The sequence below is a fragment of the Salmonella sp. HY31 genome (assembly GCF_042604575.1).
Classification (GTDB): Bacteria; Pseudomonadota; Gammaproteobacteria; order Enterobacterales; family Enterobacteriaceae; genus Salmonella; species Salmonella diarizonae.
This window is the reverse complement of record NZ_CP170479.1, coordinates 569,595-587,405: the sequence shown is the minus strand read 5'-3', so window position 1 is coordinate 587,405 and position 17,811 is coordinate 569,595. Positions and strand designations below refer to the sequence as shown.

Below are 17,811 nucleotides of genomic sequence, written 5' to 3'. Positions count from 1 at the left end.
ACCACTATTTTTTCTTAATGAGGGATAAGTCTGATTTACACTAATTCTACAATTAAGTGTATATTTATAAACTGATATAAATATTATTATTTTCATCGTATTCTATTACCGCCCGAGCGGATATATTTATCTCAATAATACGAAGTCTGGTGTTACTCATAAAACGCTGTTCTGCATAGTCAGACAAAAATCTAATTTTTGAATTGATATTGTGTTCTTTAATGAATCTGGCCTGAGCGCATGGAGTATCTATGCTTACCACGTAATAGAGAACATTTATAGAGTTTTATATATTATCAAAATATTAATCTTCATAAGCGTATACAATTATATTGTTTATAATGCCTTACAAGGATAAGCCTATTAAACTATTATTACCAGATGGGCTGATGTGATGGTATGTATATTTTAGTCATAAAAATACAATTGCTAACCCAATGTTTTATCTGATTCATATAAAGGAAAAATCATATCATTCTGTATAGTTGATATATTGTAATGGGTGATAACAATAATAACACTTTATATTTGCTATTATGTGGTAAATTTATATCGCACTGACCGTGATATATTTTAAAAAATAAAATTTTGATGTTGAATTACGTTACCAATTCCTGCTGTAAATAATGAAAATTGCGCTGTTCCAGAAAAGCCAAGACGTTCAAGGGCTAGATAACGTTGGCTATATTGAGTTTTACTATCAATATATTTCCCTTCAAGAAGTTTATATATTGCACGGGCTTGCCCTGCCGTTAACTTGCGGTCTGGAGTGCTTTTGCCTCGGTTTATTCTTGGGAGGATTCCTTTTTTCCATGTTTCTGCTGCTGCGAGTAAAGCATTATGTAGTTGGGCCAGCGTTCCTCCTCCCTCAATTATTGGGCAGATACTCTGACGTAACATGATTTCTTTCAAAGCAGTTGGAATAATAGCCAGCATCTGATATTTCCCTTTACGTTTTAACATATGAAGGTATTCCAGATGTCTCCACCAACCTAGTAGCGGAACGGTGCTCAAAGTGACGATAAGTAAATCGTCAGCATCCAACTTAACCCCTTTTCCCTGACATACCTGAAAGCCATCGTGTTGTAATAATGCTATTATACCGGTTACTTCCGCTTCACTGGGGCCAACAACAACTATTTTATTGGATCTTGTGTATCCAGTAGAATTCGCGGTCAGACCCACCTTGAGAGTATGACTGCTGGTAGCAGAATGGATATTTTTATTCGCTTTGACTTTCATTTTAAGTTTTTTGCCTCTATTTCGCCAACACTATTAGCCCAGCGCCATCTTTAATTGAGTTAATATTAGGTACTTACTATTTTTTATCCTCTTTAATATTGCAGTACGCCCTGTCAATTAAAAAACAATAGTCAATTGATTTTTAAAATATGTACGTGTACGGCACAACGAGTAGTTTTCGATTCTATAATTATTATCCGGGATCTTCTCTGGATTCGTTAGGGAAAATATTTGGAGTCTCAAAACCGGGATGGTAAAAATAACGGTTTAGATCACTCCTGTAATATTGTCAAAAATGCCGAATGAACAGACTGTTTGAGGCTCACCATAAAAATACATGGTGTTATAATATAGGACAACTGCTGTGAACTAAAAGTAAAAAAAAGGGGGGTGGCACAATAACATATAATATAGGGCTATTATTGATATTTTATAGTGTTCCTTATCATTATTATTACGTTACAGTCAAAGCGAAACATAAGATTTTGATATAAATAAAGCGTGGGGATTTAGGATAGATCGCTTTCGATGATGCCTCCAGGGAGCGCATCATCGAAAGCAAAGGGAGGCGTTGAAAACCCTCCCGGGCCGACTTCACCGGGAAGCGATAGCACCTCAGGTCAGCACCATTGGCCATTCTGGTGGGGTATGGCTCATCGTTTCGAGCATAACGGCTTCAATGTTATGCCAAATTGCGGCGAGATCCATCATGGTGATACCGAGTAAACCTGTGGCAAACCAGCAGGCGGATACTACGCCCAGACCGCTACTGATCACCGCCAGACCAATATAATCTGATCTACGGAAACGAATATTGAGCGTGCTGGCTAAAAACATGAGCACTGCGCTCAACAGTTGCCAACGGAGAAGAACGACACCAGTGGTTATGGCAGTCATGAAACATTTCCTCTGAATAGACCTTTGTCCAGGACAGCGCGGCGTTGCTCCCGGGAAGCGTGGGACATTCTGGCTATCAACGGACGTCACATCAACATCGAATGAAACATTATTTCTGTTTCATTATTTTTGTGAACTGTATCACATAATGTTGATTGTCCACCAGATCGACAATGTATTTTTTGTGCGTTTTATAACCATCTTTTTTGTGTGGTTTCTGAGCGTCCATAGAGAAACCGTCCGAAAGTAAAAGATGTATTATTACTACTCTTTTATTTTTTCCGTGAAATGTAGACCTGATAAAAATATCAAGTTATTTATCAAAAGAAATGGATAAAAATTTATAGCCGGCCGTTTACCTGAGCATCATTCTGATATTATCAAAAATATTTGGCTTCCTGCCTGTTATGCGATAAAGATTGCGCATATCCATTAATAGTAAATGTTGACCGGCAAAAGTCTGTTGCTAATATTGATAGATTCATGCACCGTAAACCTCCGTTTGGATCACATCTTGTTTTGCCAATAATAGTCATAAATAATGCAGGGAAATAGGCTGAAAATGAGTCAAAGCACGCGACGCAAGGTGTTGAAATTTCTCGAAAAGATCATTGTGGTGTTACTTCCTGTATTGCTGGCGTTATGGTTTGCTCATAGCCGGGCAGTCTCTGAAACCAGAAATCAATTACATTCATTTGCACAGTGGGTATTAGATAAAACGGAGCTGGTTATCCTGCAAGCGGATTTAGCCCGCGATGCTGCTGAACAATATCAGGGACAAGCCTGTACACCAGCCCATCAACAGCGAATGCTGAATATTATCCGCGGTCGTTTGTACATTAATGAGTTGATTTATGCTGAAGGCCAGCGTTTTCTATGCTCTACGGTTATGACGCCAACAAACCCTTATTTTATTCCCCGCGCTGACTATGAGCGAAAGCCTGACATCGCTATTTATTACTATCGTGATACGCCTTTTTTTAACGGTTATAAAATGACGTATATGCAGCGGGGAAACTATGTTGTGGTTATCAATCCATTATCTTATAGCGAGGTGATGTCAGACGATCCGGCGTTGGCCTGGGGAATGTATGATACGGTGACCAATACCTTTTTCTCCCTGAGTGAACTGGCGCAGGCCGCTCAGCTATTACCTTTGGTGCGACGAAGTGAACCTGTGTTCCAACAGGGTGAACGTTTTTATACTCTGGTTAAATCAGCAAAACGACCGGTTGCCGCAATTGTTTCAACCTCAAAGGAGCGTTTTTACCAGAACCTCTTTCATCAGCTTACATTAACGCTACCGTTAGGGATCATCTGTAGCATTATTATCTTATTCATGTGGTCACGATCCCGACAGGCATATCACTCACCGCGCCGATTGCTGCAACGGGCCATGACCAGGCATCAGCTTTGCCTTCATTATCAGCCGATCATTGATATCCGAAACGGGTTGTGTGTAGGCGCCGAAGCGCTATTGCGTTGGCCGGGATATAACGGTCCGGTGATGAGCCCTGGCGAATTTATTCCACTGGCGGAAAAAGAGGGGATGATTGAGCAGATCACCGATTATGTCGTCGAAGAGGTATTTAATGATTTAGGTTGTTTTCTGGCTGCGCACCCGCATCTTTATGTCTCTATCAATCTCTCTGCCGCCGATTTTCTCTCTTCCCGGTTAATTGTGATGATTCATGAAAAAACGCGTCAGCATTCAGTGCTTGCGCAACAGATAAAGGTTGAAGTGACCGAGCGCGGATTTATTGATGTGCCTAAAATGACGCCGATTATTCAGGCGTTTCGCCAGGCGGGATACGAGGTGGCAATTGATGACTTTGGTACTGGCTATTCGAACTTGCATAACCTGTACTCATTAAATGTCGACCTTTTAAAAATTGATAAATCTTTTGTCGACACGCTAACCACTAATAGCGCCAGCCATTTGATTGTGGAACATATTATTGAAATGGCACAAAGTTTGCGGCTAAAAATCATTGCTGAAGGGGTTGAAACGGCTGAACAGGTTAGCTGGTTGCTAAAACGCGGCGTTCAGTATTGTCAGGGATGGCACTTTGCGAAAGCGTTACCGCCGCAGGAATTCATCGTCTGGCTACAACAACCGCCCGCGCCTCTGACGATACGCGGGCAGGCGTCCTACAGGCGGTGACGGTAATCGCTGGGAGTGCGATCGAACTCGCGGCGGAATACACGCGAGAAGGTTTGTTGCGATACATAGCCCAGGTCCATCGCGATATCAAAAATCGGGCGCTCAGTCGTCCGTAGTTCTACGGCTGCTAACAGGAGACGGCGCTGGCGAATATACTCGCCTAAGGTTTGATGCGTTACCGTACGGAACATCCGCTGCAAATACCACTTGGAGTAACCCGATTTTTTTGCCACCACCTCAATGTTTAGCGGTTGGTCGATATGTTCATCAATCCATTCGATAAGGGTCTGAATTATCTGCTGATGCGACATATTGCTGCCTCTTAAACAGTATTCGATTCGTCGTTTTGTCTGCGGGCGAGTATAATTCCTCAAGTTAACTTGAGGTAAAGCGATTTATGGAAAAAAAATCTCCCCGTTTAAAAGCCTTACTTACGCCGGGGGAAGTCGCGAAACGTAGTGGTGTTGCAGTGTCCGCCCTGCACTTCTATGAAAGCAAAGGGCTAATTACCAGTATCCGTAATAGCGGCAACCAGCGGCGATACAAGCGTGACGTGTTGCGTTATGTTGCGATTATCAAGATCGCCCAGCGTATAGGTATTCCGCTGGCAACTATCGGTGACGCGTTCGGTATCTTGCCGGAAGGACATACGTTGAGTGCAAAAGAGTGGAAGCAGCTCTCCTCGCAGTGGCGTGAAGAGTTAGACCGACGTATCCATACGCTGGTGGCGTTGCGCGATGAGCTGGACGGTTGTATCGGCTGCGGCTGTTTATCGCGTAGCGACTGTCCGCTGAGAAATCCAGGCGACAGGCTTGGCGAACACGGGACGGGCGCCCGCCTGCTTGAAGATGATTAACACGCATCCGGCCATCGGGCAGAATTCACCTAAAACTAAAGCGCCGCTAAGGGCGCTTTAGTTTGTTTCCGGTCTTTGTCTTTCACTCTATCCCGCTGATTACAGGAGGGTTTCCCCCGACGTCAACACCCCTCATATCGAGCACGTGGTGGAGGTTCCGGTTTGTGTTGATACTGTAAGTGTAAGCGACGGCTCCCTGTTCGCCAGCGAAATGTTGATTTTTTAGCCGAAATTTTTACGGCAACTGCCATCATTTTCTATAGTTAGTTGGCATACCTTACAGGAGACAGTCATGCTAACGGTGCACCATTTAAATCAGTCTCGTTCGCAGCGCATCCTCTGGGCGCTGGAAGAACTGGCGTTGCCTTACCAGATTGTGCGTTACCAACGTGAAAAGACAATGCTGGCGCCGCCGGCATTGAAAAAAGTGCATCCGCTGGGCAAGTCTCCGGTTATCGAAGATCACGGTATGGTTATTGCGGAATCGGGCGCCATCCTGGAATATTTGCAGGAAACTTACGACAGTATCGGGCGCTTTAAACCTGCGGATGCGCAGGGGAAACAACACTATCGATTCTGGCTACATTACGCTGAAGGTTCACTCATGCCCTTGCTATTGATGAGACTGCTCTTTACCTCTCTGGGTAAACCGCCGGTGCCATTGGGCCTGCGAACGTTGGGCGGCGTCATCGGTCAGGGTGCGCAAAAAGCGTACCTCAATCCGCAACTGGAAACCCATGCGCGCTTTATTGACGGGCATCTGGCAAATCACCCCTGGTTTGCCGGGGAGCAGTTGAGTATGGCGGATATCCAGATGAGCTTCCCGCTATTTGCGCTGCTTGCCCGGGGCGGGATCGCTCATCTCGACCATATCAACGCATGGAAAGCGCGGGTAGAAAGGCGTCCTGCCTGGCAGCGAGCGATTCAGCAGGGCGGTCCGTTTACCATCCCCGGTGGATAATGACGTTTTTGTGAGCAGATTGCGCAACGTATTTGCTAACAGCGATGCGAAAAATTGTTGCTGGATTGCGCAGTGACGATAACGATTGCGCATAGTGTGGCGATTTATTGAGCATACTAAGCAGAAAAGCATAAAAAGCGGCAAAGTTCAGTTGAAAAAGCGTTTATGATCGCTGGATAATCGTTTGCCTTTTTTGCCACCCGTTTTGTATACGTGGAGCTAAACGTTTGCTTTTTTGCGGCACCCCGATTGTCGTAAATGTAGCACAAGGAGATAACGTTGCTCTGTTAGTGGATTACCTCCCACGTATACCGACGAATAATAAATTCTCAGGGGATGTTTTCTATGTCTACGCCTTCAGCGCGTACCGGCGGTTCACTCGACGCCTGGTTTAAAATTTCACAACGCGGGAGCACCGTTCGCCAGGAAGTCGTTGCTGGCTTAACCACGTTCCTCGCGATGGTTTACTCCGTCATCGTGGTGCCAGGGATGCTGGGTAAAGCCGGGTTCCCGCCTGCCGCCGTCTTTGTGGCGACCTGCCTGGTCGCAGGCGTCGGCTCTATTGTTATGGGACTATGGGCGAATCTGCCGCTGGCTATCGGTTGCGCTATCTCGTTGACGGCGTTTACCGCGTTTAGCCTGGTATTGGGGCAACATATTAGCGTCCCGGTCGCGCTTGGCGCTGTATTCCTGATGGGCGTACTGTTTACCATTATCTCCGCTACCGGCATTCGTAGCTGGATTTTGCGTAACTTGCCACAGGGCGTGGCTCACGGAACAGGTATCGGTATTGGCCTGTTTTTGTTGCTGATTGCCGCCAACGGCGTCGGCCTGGTCATTAAAAACCCGCTGGATGGTCTGCCGGTCGCGCTGGGTGATTTCGACACCTTCCCGGTGATTATGTCGCTGGTGGGGCTGGCTGTTATTCTCGGTCTGGAAAAGCTGAAAGTCCCCGGCGGCATTCTGTTGACCATTATTGGCATTTCTATTGTGGGTTTGCTCTTCGATCCTGGCGTCCATTTTTCCGGCATTTTCGCTATGCCTTCGTTGAGCGATGAAAACGGCAACTCGCTGATCGGCAGCCTGGATATTATGGGCGCGTTAAACCCTGTCGTCCTGCCAAGCGTACTGGCGCTGGTGATGACGGCGGTATTTGATGCGACCGGGACGATCCGTGCGGTCGCAGGGCAGGCTAATCTGCTGGACAAAGACGGACAAATTATCGATGGCGGTAAAGCGCTAACCACCGACTCCCTGAGTAGCGTTTTCTCCGGCCTGGTCGGGGCGGCGCCAGCCGCGGTGTATATCGAGTCTGCGGCCGGTACGGCGGCGGGCGGCAAAACGGGCCTGACGGCGATTACCGTGGGCGTGCTGTTTTTACTGATCCTGTTTCTTTCGCCGCTCTCTTATCTCGTTCCCGTCTATGCAACCGCCCCGGCGCTCATGTATGTCGGTCTGCTGATGCTGAGCAACGTGGCGAAAATCGATTTTGCTGATTTCGTCGATGCGATGGCTGGGCTGGTGACAGCCGTATTTATTGTACTGACCTGTAACATTGTCACCGGGATTATGATCGGCTTTGCCACGCTGGTCGTCGGGCGTGTGGTTTCCGGCGAATGGCGTAAACTGAATATCGGGACTGTCGTCATTGCGGTCGCGTTGGTCGCTTTTTATGCCGGCGGCTGGGCTATCTAGTTCTACCTTCGTTCTGAAAAACGGGTGGCGTTGGCCGCCCGTTTTCATTTTCAGGACACATCACGTTACCTTTTGCGTTAATCTGAAGAAGGTGAAACCGAGGCATGATGCCTCTCTCCATCATAAAAAACATCGCAAACAGGGAACGCATGGAAATTTTCTTCACAATACTCATCATGACCCTTGTGGTCTCGCTGTCGGGGGTATTTACGCGTGTATTACCCTTCCAGCTTCCTTTACCCCTTATGCAGATCGCCGTTGGCGCGCTGTTGGCGTGGCCGACGTTTGGTTTGCATGTGGAGTTCGACCCGGAGCTCTTCCTGGTGCTGTTTATTCCACCGCTGCTGTTTGCGGATGGCTGGAAAACGCCGACCCGTGAATTTCTTGAACATGGGCGGGAGATTTTCGGGCTGGCGCTGGCGCTGGTTCTGGTGACGGTCGTTGGGATCGGCTTCCTGATTTATTGGCTGGTGCCCGGCATTCCGCTGATCCCCGCTTTTGCGCTGGCCGCCGTGTTGTCGCCGACCGATGCGGTAGCGCTCTCCGGAATTGTGGGCGAGGGGCGTATCCCGAAAAAAATCATGGGCATTCTGCAGGGCGAGGCGTTAATGAACGACGCCTCCGGTCTGGTATCGCTGAAATTCGCCGTCGCGGTCGCGATGGGGACGATGGTGTTTACCGTCGGCGGCGCGACGCTGGAGTTTTTTAAGGTTGCTATCGGCGGTATTCTGGCGGGTTTTGTGGTCAGTTGGCTGTATGGCCGATCGCTGCGTTTTTTGAGCCGCTGGGGCGGCGATGAGCCCGCGACGCAAATCGTCCTGCTATTTCTGCTGCCCTTCGCGTCTTACCTGATTGCCGAACATATTGGCGTCTCAGGCATTCTGGCCGCCGTTGCCGCCGGGATGACCATCACCCGATCTGGCGTAATGCGCCGTGCGCCGCTGGCAATGCGTTTGCGTGCTAACAGTACCTGGGCGATGCTGGAATTTGTCTTTAACGGTATGGTCTTTCTGCTGTTGGGACTGCAATTGCCGGGTATTCTGGAGTCTTCGCTGGCGGCGGCGGAAGCTGACCCGAATGTCGAAACCTGGATGCTCTTTACCGATATCGTGCTGATTTATGCGGCATTAATGCTGGTTCGCTTCGGCTGGCTGTGGGCCATGAAAAAGTTCAGCCTGCGCTTTTTGAAGAAGAAACCGATGGAGTTCGCCAACTGGACGTCACGTGAAATTCTGATTGCTTCCTTCGCTGGCGTTCGTGGGGCGATCACATTGGCTGGTGTGCTCTCTATACCGTTACTTTTACCGAATGGCAGCGGATTTCCGGCGCGTTATGAACTGGTATTCCTGGCGGCTGGCGTCATTCTGTTCTCGCTATTTGTCGGCGTGATCATGCTGCCGCTGCTGCTGCAACATCTGGAAGTCGCCGATCATGCGCAACAGTTGAAAGAGGAGCGTATCGCCCGTGCGGCGACGGCGGAAGTGGCGATTATCGCCATTCAGAAAATGGAAGAGCGTCTGGCGGCGGATACCGAAGAAAACATCGATAATCAGTTGCTTACTGAAGTAAGCTCTCGTGTCATTGGTAACTTACGTCGCCGTGCCGATGGACGAAACGATGTCGAAAGCTCCATACAGGAAGAAAACCTGGAGCGGCGTTTCCGTCTTGCCGCGCTGCGTTCCGAACGTGCCGAGTTGTATCATCTGCGCGCCACGCGAGAGATCAGCAATGAAACATTGCAAAAGCTGCTGCATGACCTGGATTTGATGGAAGCGCTGCTGATAGAAAATCAATAGTCCTTGTGGCCCGGTGGCGCGATGCTTACCGGGCCTGGGAGCACGACTATGATTTTAACCAAAACCCTTCGCAACAGGTTAACCATGCCCGAGCGCTGTGCGACAGATACACGCCCTCGCGCCAAATCATGCCCAACTGCCAGCGGAGATCGCTTTCCAGCGGCAGCCAGCGCAGCGTGGCCTTATCCAGGCGCTGACAAATCGGTTCCGGCAAAATGGCGATGCCGACGCCCGCTTGCACCATGGCGGCGAGAAAATCCCATTGCCCGCTGCGGACTGCAATCCGTGGTTTTACGTCATGCTGGCTAAATAAGGTCATCAACTGGCGGCTCAGAGCAAAGTCTTCGTTGTAGATAAGAAGTGGATGCTCCGCCAGAGCTTCAGGCGCGATGGAGTCGCAGGTTATCCACTGACCGGAACGGGGGACCAGCACGCACAGCGGATGACTGAACAGCGATAACGTCGTCAGTCCGCTTGCTTCTTCCACCGGAAGCGCGGTCATCGCGACATCCAGCTCGCCATTCATTACTGCCTGCTGCACCGTCAGGCCGCCAAACTCCGAAATTTTTAGTTCAACGCCAGGGTAGCGTTGTCGAAACAAACTGATTGGCCCGGCCATCAACATGCCGACCATCGGGGGAATACCCAGCCGCAGCAAGCCTTTATTGAGATGGTTAATATCGCTCAACTCGGCCTCTAACTGGCGAAACTCAGCGAGGATCGCCAGACCGCGTTCAAACACCACGCGCCCGGTATCGGTCAGCAATAACTTACGTCCGTCGCGGATCAGTAGCGTACAGTTAAGCTCATCTTCAAGATTTTTCAGCATCTTGCTAATGGTGGGCTGGGTGACAAATAACTTCTCCGCTGCGCGGGTGAAACTTTGTTGGCGCACCACCTCGACAAAATAACGCAGCGTTCTGATATCCATGATTATTCCTTCCGACTATGTCTGCAATGATTTTAATTCATTTCTGCCCGTGACGGAGGTTCTCTATACTGGCGCTCTGTATTATTTTTCAGGACATTCCCTCATGGCTGTGGCGATAAGCCGCGTTACGCCTGCCGTTGTGCAACGACTCCAGGTACCGGTTCAGGTACTGCTATATGCAGGTTTATTCATTTTTTCCCAATATCTTGTCTCCTGGCTGCGCCTGCCGTTACCCGCGAATCTGGTCGGCATGGTGCTTATGCTGGCGCTGATCGTTTGCCGGATTATTCCGCTTAGCTGGGTACGCGCAGGCGCGCGCTGGCTGCTGGCGGAGATGCTGCTATTTTTTGTCCCCGCCGTCGTGGCGGTAGTGAACTATGCCCATCTATTGCTGGTGGACGGCTGGCGCATCTTCTCGGTGATAGCGATCAGTACCTTAATGGTACTCGGCGCGACGGCGTGGGTGGTGGATAAAGTATATCGCTATGAGATGAGCAGGCTAAACCGTGAATAACTTTCAGTTAAGCGTACTGTGCCTGGTTATTACGCTGGGGATTTACTTCGCCAATAAGCGTCTGTATCGCCGTTTTCGCAAACTGCCGTTGATGCCATTAGTGTTGACGCCGGCACTGCTGGTATTAATGCTGGTGTTCGGTCATATCTCCTGGCAAAACTACATTGGCGAATCGCACTGGCTATTGTGGCTACTCGGTCCGGCGACCATTGCCTTTGCGGTGCCGGTGTACGATAACCTCGCGATTATCAAACGTCACTGGATGTCGCTCACCGCTGGCGTAGTGACGGCGACGGTGGTGGCGGTCACCAGTTCCGTTTGGCTGGCGCGTCTGTTCACATTGTCGGATGAGATCCAGCGTAGTCTGGCGGTACGTTCCGTTACCACGCCGTTTGCGCTGGCGGCGGCAGAACCCCTGGGCGGGCAGCCGGATCTGGTGGCGTTGTTCGTGGTCGTCACTGGCGTGTTTGGCATGGCGGTCGGCGACGCGCTATTTTTGCGTCTCTCTATCCGGGAAGGCATGGCAAAAGGGGCCGGTTTCGGTGCGGCGTCACATGGGGCGGGCACGGCGCGCTCCTATGAACTTGGTCAGCAGGAGGGCGTTGTCGCCAGTCTGGTAATGATGCTGTCCGGCGTGGTGATGGTGCTGGCAGCCCCGCTGGTGGCGATGGTGATGTTCTGATTTTCCTCCGACCCACAGGGCCGGAGGAAACGGTAAGATTAATGCGCCCGCCCTTGTTCTACGCCGAATCCCGTTTGGGAGCGAATAAACTGAGCGCGGAACTGCTCACGTTCACGGTTGCCTTCTGCCGAGTTATCGGTGGCCGAGAAAAACCAGATCCCGAGGAACGCCATGCTGATAGAGAACAGCGCCGGATACTCATACGGGAAGATCGCTTTTTCGTGGCCGAGGATCTGCACCCAAATGGTAGGTCCAAGAATCATCAGCACCACCGCTGTCAGTAAACCTAGCCAGCCGCCCAGCATAGCGCCGCGCGTGGTCAGTTTTGACCAGTACATGGAAAGCAGAATGATGGGGAAGTTGCAGCTCGCGGCGATAGCAAACGCCAGGCCCACCATAAAGGCGATGTTCTGATTTTCAAACAGGACGCCGAGGATAATGGCGATCACGCCCAGCACCAGTACGGTGATTTTCGACACCTTCAGCTCTTCACGTTCGGTTGCGCCTTTGCGGAACACGTTGGCGTACAAATCATGCGATACCGCCGACGCGCCTGCCAGCGTGAGACCGGCGACAACCGCCAGGATAGTGGCGAAGGCCACGGCAGAGATAAAACCAAGGAACAGGTTGCCGCCTACCGCATTCGCCAGATGCACCGCCGCCATGTTGTTACCGCCGATGAGCGCTCCCGCAGCATCTTTATAGGCTGGATTCGCCCCCACCAGCATGATAGCGCCGAAGCCGATAATAAAGGTCAGAATGTAGAAATAGCCCATAAATCCAGTGGCGTAGAACACGCTCTTGCGCGCTTCGCGGGCATCGCTGACCGTAAAGAAACGCATCAGAATATGCGGCAATCCGGCGGTGCCGAACATCAGCCCCAGGCCCAACGACAGCGCCGAAATCGGGTCTTGCACCAACCCTCCGGGACTCATAATCGCCGCGCCTTTCGGGTGTACCGCCATGGCTTCGGTAAACAGATTATTGAAGCTAAAGCCGACGTGTTTCATCACCATAAAGGCCATAAAACTGGCGCCAAACAGCAGCAGGACGGCTTTGATAATTTGTACCCACGTTGTCGCCAGCATCCCGCCGAACAGCACGTACATCATCATCAGCACGCCGACCAGCACCACGGCGATGTGATAGTTGAGGCCGAACAGCAGTTCAATCAGTTTACCGGCGCCGACCATTTGGGCGATGAGATAAAGTGCTACCACCACCAGGGAGCCACAGGCTGAAAGAATACGGATTGGCCCCTGTTTCAGGCGGTAAGAGGCAACATCCGCAAAAGTATAACGTCCCAGATTACGCAGGCGCTCGGCAATCAAAAACAGGATGATTGGCCAGCCGACAAGGAAGCCCAGCGAATAGATCAGCCCGTCATAACCTGAGGTAAACACCAGCGCGGAAATGCCGAGAAATGACGCGGCGGACATATAGTCGCCGGCAATCGCCAGACCGTTCTGGAACCCGGTGATATTGCCGCCTGCGGTGTAATAGTCGCTACGGGAACGTACACGTTTAGAGGCCCAGTACGTAATACCGAGCGTAAACACGACGAAAATCAAAAACATGATAATCGCCTGCCAGTTGGTGGGCTGGCGTTCAACCGCGCCGCTGATGGCATCCGCCGCATGAGCGGCGAAGGGGAGTGCGGCGGCGAGCGCCGTCAGAACTCTTTTCATAATGCTTTCACCTCATGCAGTACGGCGTTATTAAGACGATCGAATTCGCCGTTCGCTCGCCAGATATAAATTCCGGTCAAAACAAAAGAAATCACAATCACCCCGACCCCAATGGGAATCCCCCGGGTGACGCTGGTTCCCGCATGTAGAGGCGTGCCCAGCCAGCCAGGCGCGAAGGCGATCAGTAAAATAAAGCTGATATAAACCGCCAGCATGATAACCGACAGAATCGTGGCAAACCGTTGCCGTTTTTCAACTAATTCCCTGAAACGCGCACAGTCTTCTATCCGCTGATAAATTGGATCATTCATCACAGAGTCTCCAGAGGTATCCCCTTCGTCTTTCACGCCGCAGGCGCGTTGGCCGCACTCGCGCACCCCAGTCACATAGTGAACTATGCTGTTGGGGATGTGCTCGCTTGCCGCCTTCCTGCAACGCGAAATCCTTTGGGGAGGTTTTTTTATATTTCCCTCTCCCGGTTTGAGAGAGGGCAGGGGTAGGGTCGTAGGCCGGATAAAACGCTTTCGCGTTGCCATCCGGCATTTATGGTTATGACGGCATCGCGATGGCCTGCTTCTCTTCGAGCAGTTTCTCTACCACGCCAGGATCGGCGAGAGTCGAGGTATCGCCCAGATTGCTGGTATCGCCCGCCGCGATTTTGCGCAAAATACGGCGCATAATTTTGCCGGAACGGGTTTTTGGCAGTGAGTCGGTCCAGTGCAGCACGTCCGGCGTCGCCAGCGGGCCAATCTCTTTACGTACCCAGTTGCGCACCTCCGCGTACAGTTCTGGCGACGGCTCCTCGCCGTGGTTGAGCGTCACATAAGCGTAAATTGCCTGACCTTTGATAGTGTGTGGAATACCCACCACCGCCGCTTCGGCGATCTTCGGATGCGCCACCAGCGCCGACTCGATTTCCGCCGTACCCAGACGGTGGCCGGAGACGTTTAACACGTCATCCACGCGACCGGTGATCCAGTAATAGCCGTCTTCATCGCGACGCGCGCCGTCGCCGCTGAAATACATATTCTTAAAGGTAGAGAAATAGGTTTGCTCAAAACGTTCATGATCGCCGAACAGAGTGCGCGCCTGGCCCGGCCAGGAATCGGTGATGACCAGATTGCCTTCCGTCGCGCCTTCTTGCGGATGGCCTTCGTTATCCACCAGCGCAGGCTGTACGCCAAAGAAAGGACGGGTGGCGGAACCGGCTTTCAATTCGGTAGCGCCTGGTAGCGGCGTGATCATAAAACCGCCTGTTTCAGTCTGCCACCAGGTGTCGACGACCGGGCATTTTTCCTTGCCGATCTTCTTCCAGTACCATTCCCACGCTTCGGGGTTGATCGGCTCGCCGACGGAACCCAGAATGCGTAGTGAAGAACGGTCGGTGCCTTCAATGGCTTTATCGCCTTCCGCCATCAGCGCGCGGATTGCCGTCGGAGCGGTATAGAGAATGTTGACCTGGTGTTTGTCGACCACCTGGCACATGCGAGCGGGCGTCGGCCAATTCGGCACGCCTTCAAACATTAAGGTGGTCGCGCCGCAGGCCAGAGGACCATACAACAGATAGCTGTGCCCCGTCACCCAACCCACATCGGCGGTACACCAGTAAATATCGCCAGGGTGATAATCAAAGACATACTTAAAGGTGGTCGCGGCGTAGACCAGATAGCCGCCGGTGGTGTGCAGCACGCCTTTCGGCTTGCCGGTGGAGCCGGAGGTATAAAGGATAAACAGCGGATCTTCGGCATTCATCGCTTCAGGCTGGTGTTCAGGGCTGGCTTTTTCAATCAGATCGCGCCACCACAGGTCGCGGTCTTCTTGCCAGTCAATGTTGCCGCCGGTGCGCTTCAGGACGATCACATGCTCAACGCTAGTGACATTCGGGTTTTTCAGCGCGTCATCGACATTCTTTTTCAGCGGGATACTGCGTCCGGCGCGTACACCTTCGTCAGCGGTGATCACCAGTCGCGAGCTGGAGTCGATAATGCGTCCGGCGACGGCTTCTGGCGAGAACCCCCCGAAGATCACCGAATGCACCGCGCCGATGCGGGCGCAGGCCAACATTGCCACCGCCGCTTCCGGCACCATCGGCATATAAATCGCCACCACATCGCCTTTTTTAATGCCCAGATCCAGCAGCGTATTCGCGAAACGGCAGACATCGCGATGCAGTTCGCGATAAGAGATATGTTTACTCTGCGACGCGTCATCGCCTTCCCAGATAATGGCGGTGCGATCGCCATTTTCCTGCAAATGGCGGTCAAGACAGTTCGCCGCCAGATTCAGCGTGCCGTCCTCGTACCATTTAATCGACACATTGCCTGGCGCAAAGGAGGTGTTTTTCACTTTTTGGTACGGGGTGATCCAGTCGAGAATTTTTCCCTGTTCGCCCCAAAACGTATTGGGGTCGTTAATAGACTGTTTATATTTAGTCTCATACTGCTCTGGATTTATCAGGCAACGATCCGCAACATTGGCGGGAATGGCGTGTTTATGTGTTTGGCTCATGCTGTTGTTCTCCTTGTAAGATGTTAATAATATGTCGCATAAACGTTAAATGTAGGGTCTTAATAAGTTTTGTTTAGTATTTGGGCGACAGATCACGCAAAAAGGGAACTGTGCAAATAAGCAGCAATGTTTTTTTTGATTGTGTCCCGCAAAATTAGATAAATTTTCGGGATAACATGACGTTATATGAAATTTTTTTTAAAAAGTGATCCGTGTCCGGAAATCACAAAAGAGAGGGAGTTTTGTCCAGGCTACTAACTCTAAAGTGGTATTTTACATACACTTACAATTGATTAAAGACAACATTTTAAGTGTGGTTATTTGTTACACATAGAGGGGAGCAATGTAATAACAGTATTTGTGCGGTTGCTGTTATGGAAAACGATAAAAAATCGCCATTAAAGATAATGGCGCAATCTGGATGAGACCTCTATGGCAAGGAAAACACTACGCGCACGCCGTTTCTTCAGCCTTATATTTCCTTTTTTCTTCATTACCTCTGTTTACGCTGAGCAAACGCCTGTATCTGCAAAAACCGTTACTGTTGAAGCGAAAAATGAAACGTTCGCGCCTCAACACCCCGACCAATATCAGTCATGGAAAGCGACGTCAGAACAGTCTGCCCGTGAAGATGCGCTGGCGGAAGACCCTCGTCTGGTGATCTTGTGGGCGGGATATCCCTTCTCCCGTGATTACAACAAACCACGCGGCCACGCGTATGCGGTAACTGACGTGCGCGAAACGCTGCGTACCGGCGCGCCAAAAACGGCGGAAGACGGCCCGCTGCCAATGGCCTGCTGGAGCTGTAAAAGCCCTGATGTCGCGCGCCTTATCCAGCAAGAGGGCGAAGACGGCTACTTTCATGGCAAATGGGCGCGCGGTGGCCCGGAAATTGTCAACGATTTGGGCTGTGCCGACTGCCATAACACCGCTTCGGACGATTTCGCCCAGGGGAAACCCGCGTTAACGTTGTCACGTCCCTATGCCGAACGGGCGATGGAGGCTATCGGCAAACCGTTTGATAAAGCGGGACGGTTTGATCAGCAATCGATGGTCTGTGGACAGTGCCATGTTGAGTACTACTTTGAGGGTAAAAATAAAGCCGTTAAATTCCCGTGGGACGAAGGCATGAAGGTCGAAAATATGGAGAAATATTACGACGCCATCGCTTTCTCCGACTGGACAAACTCGTTGTCGAAAACGCCAATGCTCAAAGCGCAGCACCCGGAATATGAAACCTGGAGCGCGGGCATTCACGGTAAGAATAACGTGACCTGTATCGACTACCACATGCCGAAAGTACAGAACGCCGAAGGCAAGCTCTACACCGACCATAAAATCGGCAACCCGTTCGACAATTTCGCCCAAACCTGCGCCAACTGCCATACCCAGGATAAAGCCACGCTGCAAAACGTGGTGGCCGAACGCAAGCAGGCGATTCACGATCTGAAAATCAAAGTAGAAGATCAGCTGGTTCATGCCCACTTCGAAGCGAAAGCCGCATGGGATGCGGGGGCGACAGACGCGGAAATGAAACCGATTCTGAACGATATTCGCCACGCGCAGTGGCGTTGGGATCTGGCGATTGCGTCACACGGTATTCATATGCATGCTCCGGAAGAAGGTCTACGGATGTTAGGCAGCGCGATGGATAAAGCCGCGGATGCCCGCACTAAACTGGCGCGACTGCTGGCAACCAAAGGCATTACCCATGAAATCCCGCTGCCGGATATTTCGACGAAAGAGAAGGCGCAGAAAGCGATTGGTTTGAATATGCAACAAATCAACGCCGAGAAGCAGGACTTCCTGAAAACGGTTGTACCGCAGTGGGAAGATCAGGCGCGTAAAAACGGTCTGTTAAGCCAATAACCCCTCTC

15 protein-coding genes are annotated in these 17,811 nt (G+C 50.8%); 8 read left to right on the top strand and 7 right to left on the bottom strand.

Features of this window, described 5'->3' with window-relative positions; all coding sequences use genetic code 11:
* Positions 1-573 precede the first annotated feature (573 nt).
* Both ACE15A_RS02755 and ACE15A_RS02750 read right to left on the bottom strand, forming a co-directional pair.
* Positions 574-1,242 (bottom strand): hypothetical protein, encoded by a 669-nt coding sequence (locus ACE15A_RS02755; protein WP_053509189.1) that lies wholly within the window; start codon positions 1,240-1,242, stop codon positions 574-576.
* Between the two features lie 615 nt (positions 1,243-1,857).
* On the bottom strand, positions 1,858-2,139 hold the full coding sequence (locus ACE15A_RS02750; protein WP_023249483.1) for a YjcB family protein: 282 nt from the start codon (positions 2,137-2,139) through the stop codon (positions 1,858-1,860).
* A 562-nt stretch (positions 2,140-2,701) separates the two neighbouring features.
* Here ACE15A_RS02750 and ACE15A_RS02745 point away from each other — a divergent pair.
* Positions 2,702-4,303 (top strand): EAL domain-containing protein, encoded by a 1,602-nt coding sequence (locus tag ACE15A_RS02745; RefSeq protein WP_053509191.1) that lies wholly within the window; start codon positions 2,702-2,704, stop codon positions 4,301-4,303.
* Here ACE15A_RS02745 and soxS read toward each other — a convergent pair.
* Positions 4,291-4,614 (bottom strand): superoxide response transcriptional regulator SoxS, encoded by a 324-nt coding sequence (soxS, locus tag ACE15A_RS02740; RefSeq protein WP_023249485.1) that lies wholly within the window; start codon positions 4,612-4,614, stop codon positions 4,291-4,293. The genes ACE15A_RS02745 and soxS overlap by 13 nt on opposite strands.
* A gap of 86 nt (positions 4,615-4,700) precedes the next feature.
* Here soxS and soxR point away from each other — a divergent pair, with 86 nt between their 5' ends.
* The 4 genes from soxR (at position 4,701) to ACE15A_RS02720 (ending at position 9,611) form a co-directional block, all read left to right on the top strand.
* Positions 4,701-5,159, top strand: a complete 459-nt coding sequence (soxR, locus tag ACE15A_RS02735) for a redox-sensitive transcriptional activator SoxR (RefSeq protein WP_000412686.1) — start codon at positions 4,701-4,703, stop codon at positions 5,157-5,159.
* A gap of 292 nt (positions 5,160-5,451) precedes the next feature.
* Complete coding sequence (locus ACE15A_RS02730; RefSeq protein ID WP_053509193.1) at positions 5,452-6,120, top strand: glutathione S-transferase family protein; 669 nt, start codon at positions 5,452-5,454, stop codon at positions 6,118-6,120.
* 345 nt (positions 6,121-6,465) lie between these two features.
* Positions 6,466-7,815 carry a guanine/hypoxanthine transporter GhxP gene (gene ghxP, locus ACE15A_RS02725; protein ID WP_023249487.1) on the top strand — a complete coding sequence of 450 codons (1,350 nt, stop codon included), beginning with the start codon at positions 6,466-6,468 and terminating at the stop codon, positions 7,813-7,815.
* 149 nt (positions 7,816-7,964) lie between these two features.
* Positions 7,965-9,611 carry a Na+/H+ antiporter gene (locus ACE15A_RS02720; RefSeq protein WP_023249488.1) on the top strand — a complete coding sequence of 549 codons (1,647 nt, stop codon included), beginning with the start codon at positions 7,965-7,967 and terminating at the stop codon, positions 9,609-9,611.
* A gap of 46 nt (positions 9,612-9,657) precedes the next feature.
* On the opposite strand, the gene ACE15A_RS02715 is transcribed toward ACE15A_RS02720, so the two are convergent.
* Complete coding sequence (locus tag ACE15A_RS02715) at positions 9,658-10,542, bottom strand: LysR family transcriptional regulator (protein WP_023249489.1); 885 nt, start codon at positions 10,540-10,542, stop codon at positions 9,658-9,660.
* A 103-nt stretch (positions 10,543-10,645) separates the two neighbouring features.
* Between ACE15A_RS02715 and ACE15A_RS02710 the strand changes: the two genes are divergently transcribed.
* Together ACE15A_RS02710 and ACE15A_RS02705 are read left to right on the top strand one after the other, a co-directional pair.
* Positions 10,646-11,056 (top strand): CidA/LrgA family protein, encoded by a 411-nt coding sequence (locus ACE15A_RS02710; RefSeq protein WP_000257348.1) that lies wholly within the window; start codon positions 10,646-10,648, stop codon positions 11,054-11,056.
* Positions 11,049-11,738, top strand: coding sequence for an LrgB family protein (locus tag ACE15A_RS02705; RefSeq protein ID WP_001058885.1), 690 nt, complete (start codon positions 11,049-11,051; stop codon positions 11,736-11,738). The genes ACE15A_RS02710 and ACE15A_RS02705 overlap by 8 nt, the downstream gene beginning before the upstream one ends.
* Before the next feature lie 38 nt (positions 11,739-11,776).
* On the opposite strand, the gene actP is transcribed toward ACE15A_RS02705, so the two are convergent.
* The 3 genes from actP to acs all read right to left on the bottom strand — a co-directional run bounded on the left by actP (position 11,777) and on the right by acs (position 15,934).
* Positions 11,777-13,426 (bottom strand): cation/acetate symporter ActP, encoded by a 1,650-nt coding sequence (gene actP / locus ACE15A_RS02700; RefSeq protein ID WP_023249490.1) that lies wholly within the window; start codon positions 13,424-13,426, stop codon positions 11,777-11,779.
* Positions 13,423-13,737 carry a DUF485 domain-containing protein gene (locus tag ACE15A_RS02695; RefSeq protein ID WP_023249491.1) on the bottom strand — a complete coding sequence of 105 codons (315 nt, stop codon included), beginning with the start codon at positions 13,735-13,737 and terminating at the stop codon, positions 13,423-13,425. Before ACE15A_RS02695 ends, actP begins: the two co-directional genes overlap by 4 nt.
* Before the next feature lie 238 nt (positions 13,738-13,975).
* Positions 13,976-15,934 (bottom strand): acetate--CoA ligase, encoded by a 1,959-nt coding sequence (gene acs, locus ACE15A_RS02690; protein ID WP_023249492.1) that lies wholly within the window; start codon positions 15,932-15,934, stop codon positions 13,976-13,978.
* Positions 15,935-16,366: 432 nt separating this feature from the next.
* Here acs and nrfA point away from each other — a divergent pair, with 432 nt between their 5' ends.
* Positions 16,367-17,803 (top strand): ammonia-forming nitrite reductase cytochrome c552 subunit, encoded by a 1,437-nt coding sequence (gene nrfA / locus ACE15A_RS02685; protein WP_129382349.1) that lies wholly within the window; start codon positions 16,367-16,369, stop codon positions 17,801-17,803.
* Positions 17,804-17,811 lie beyond the last annotated feature (8 nt).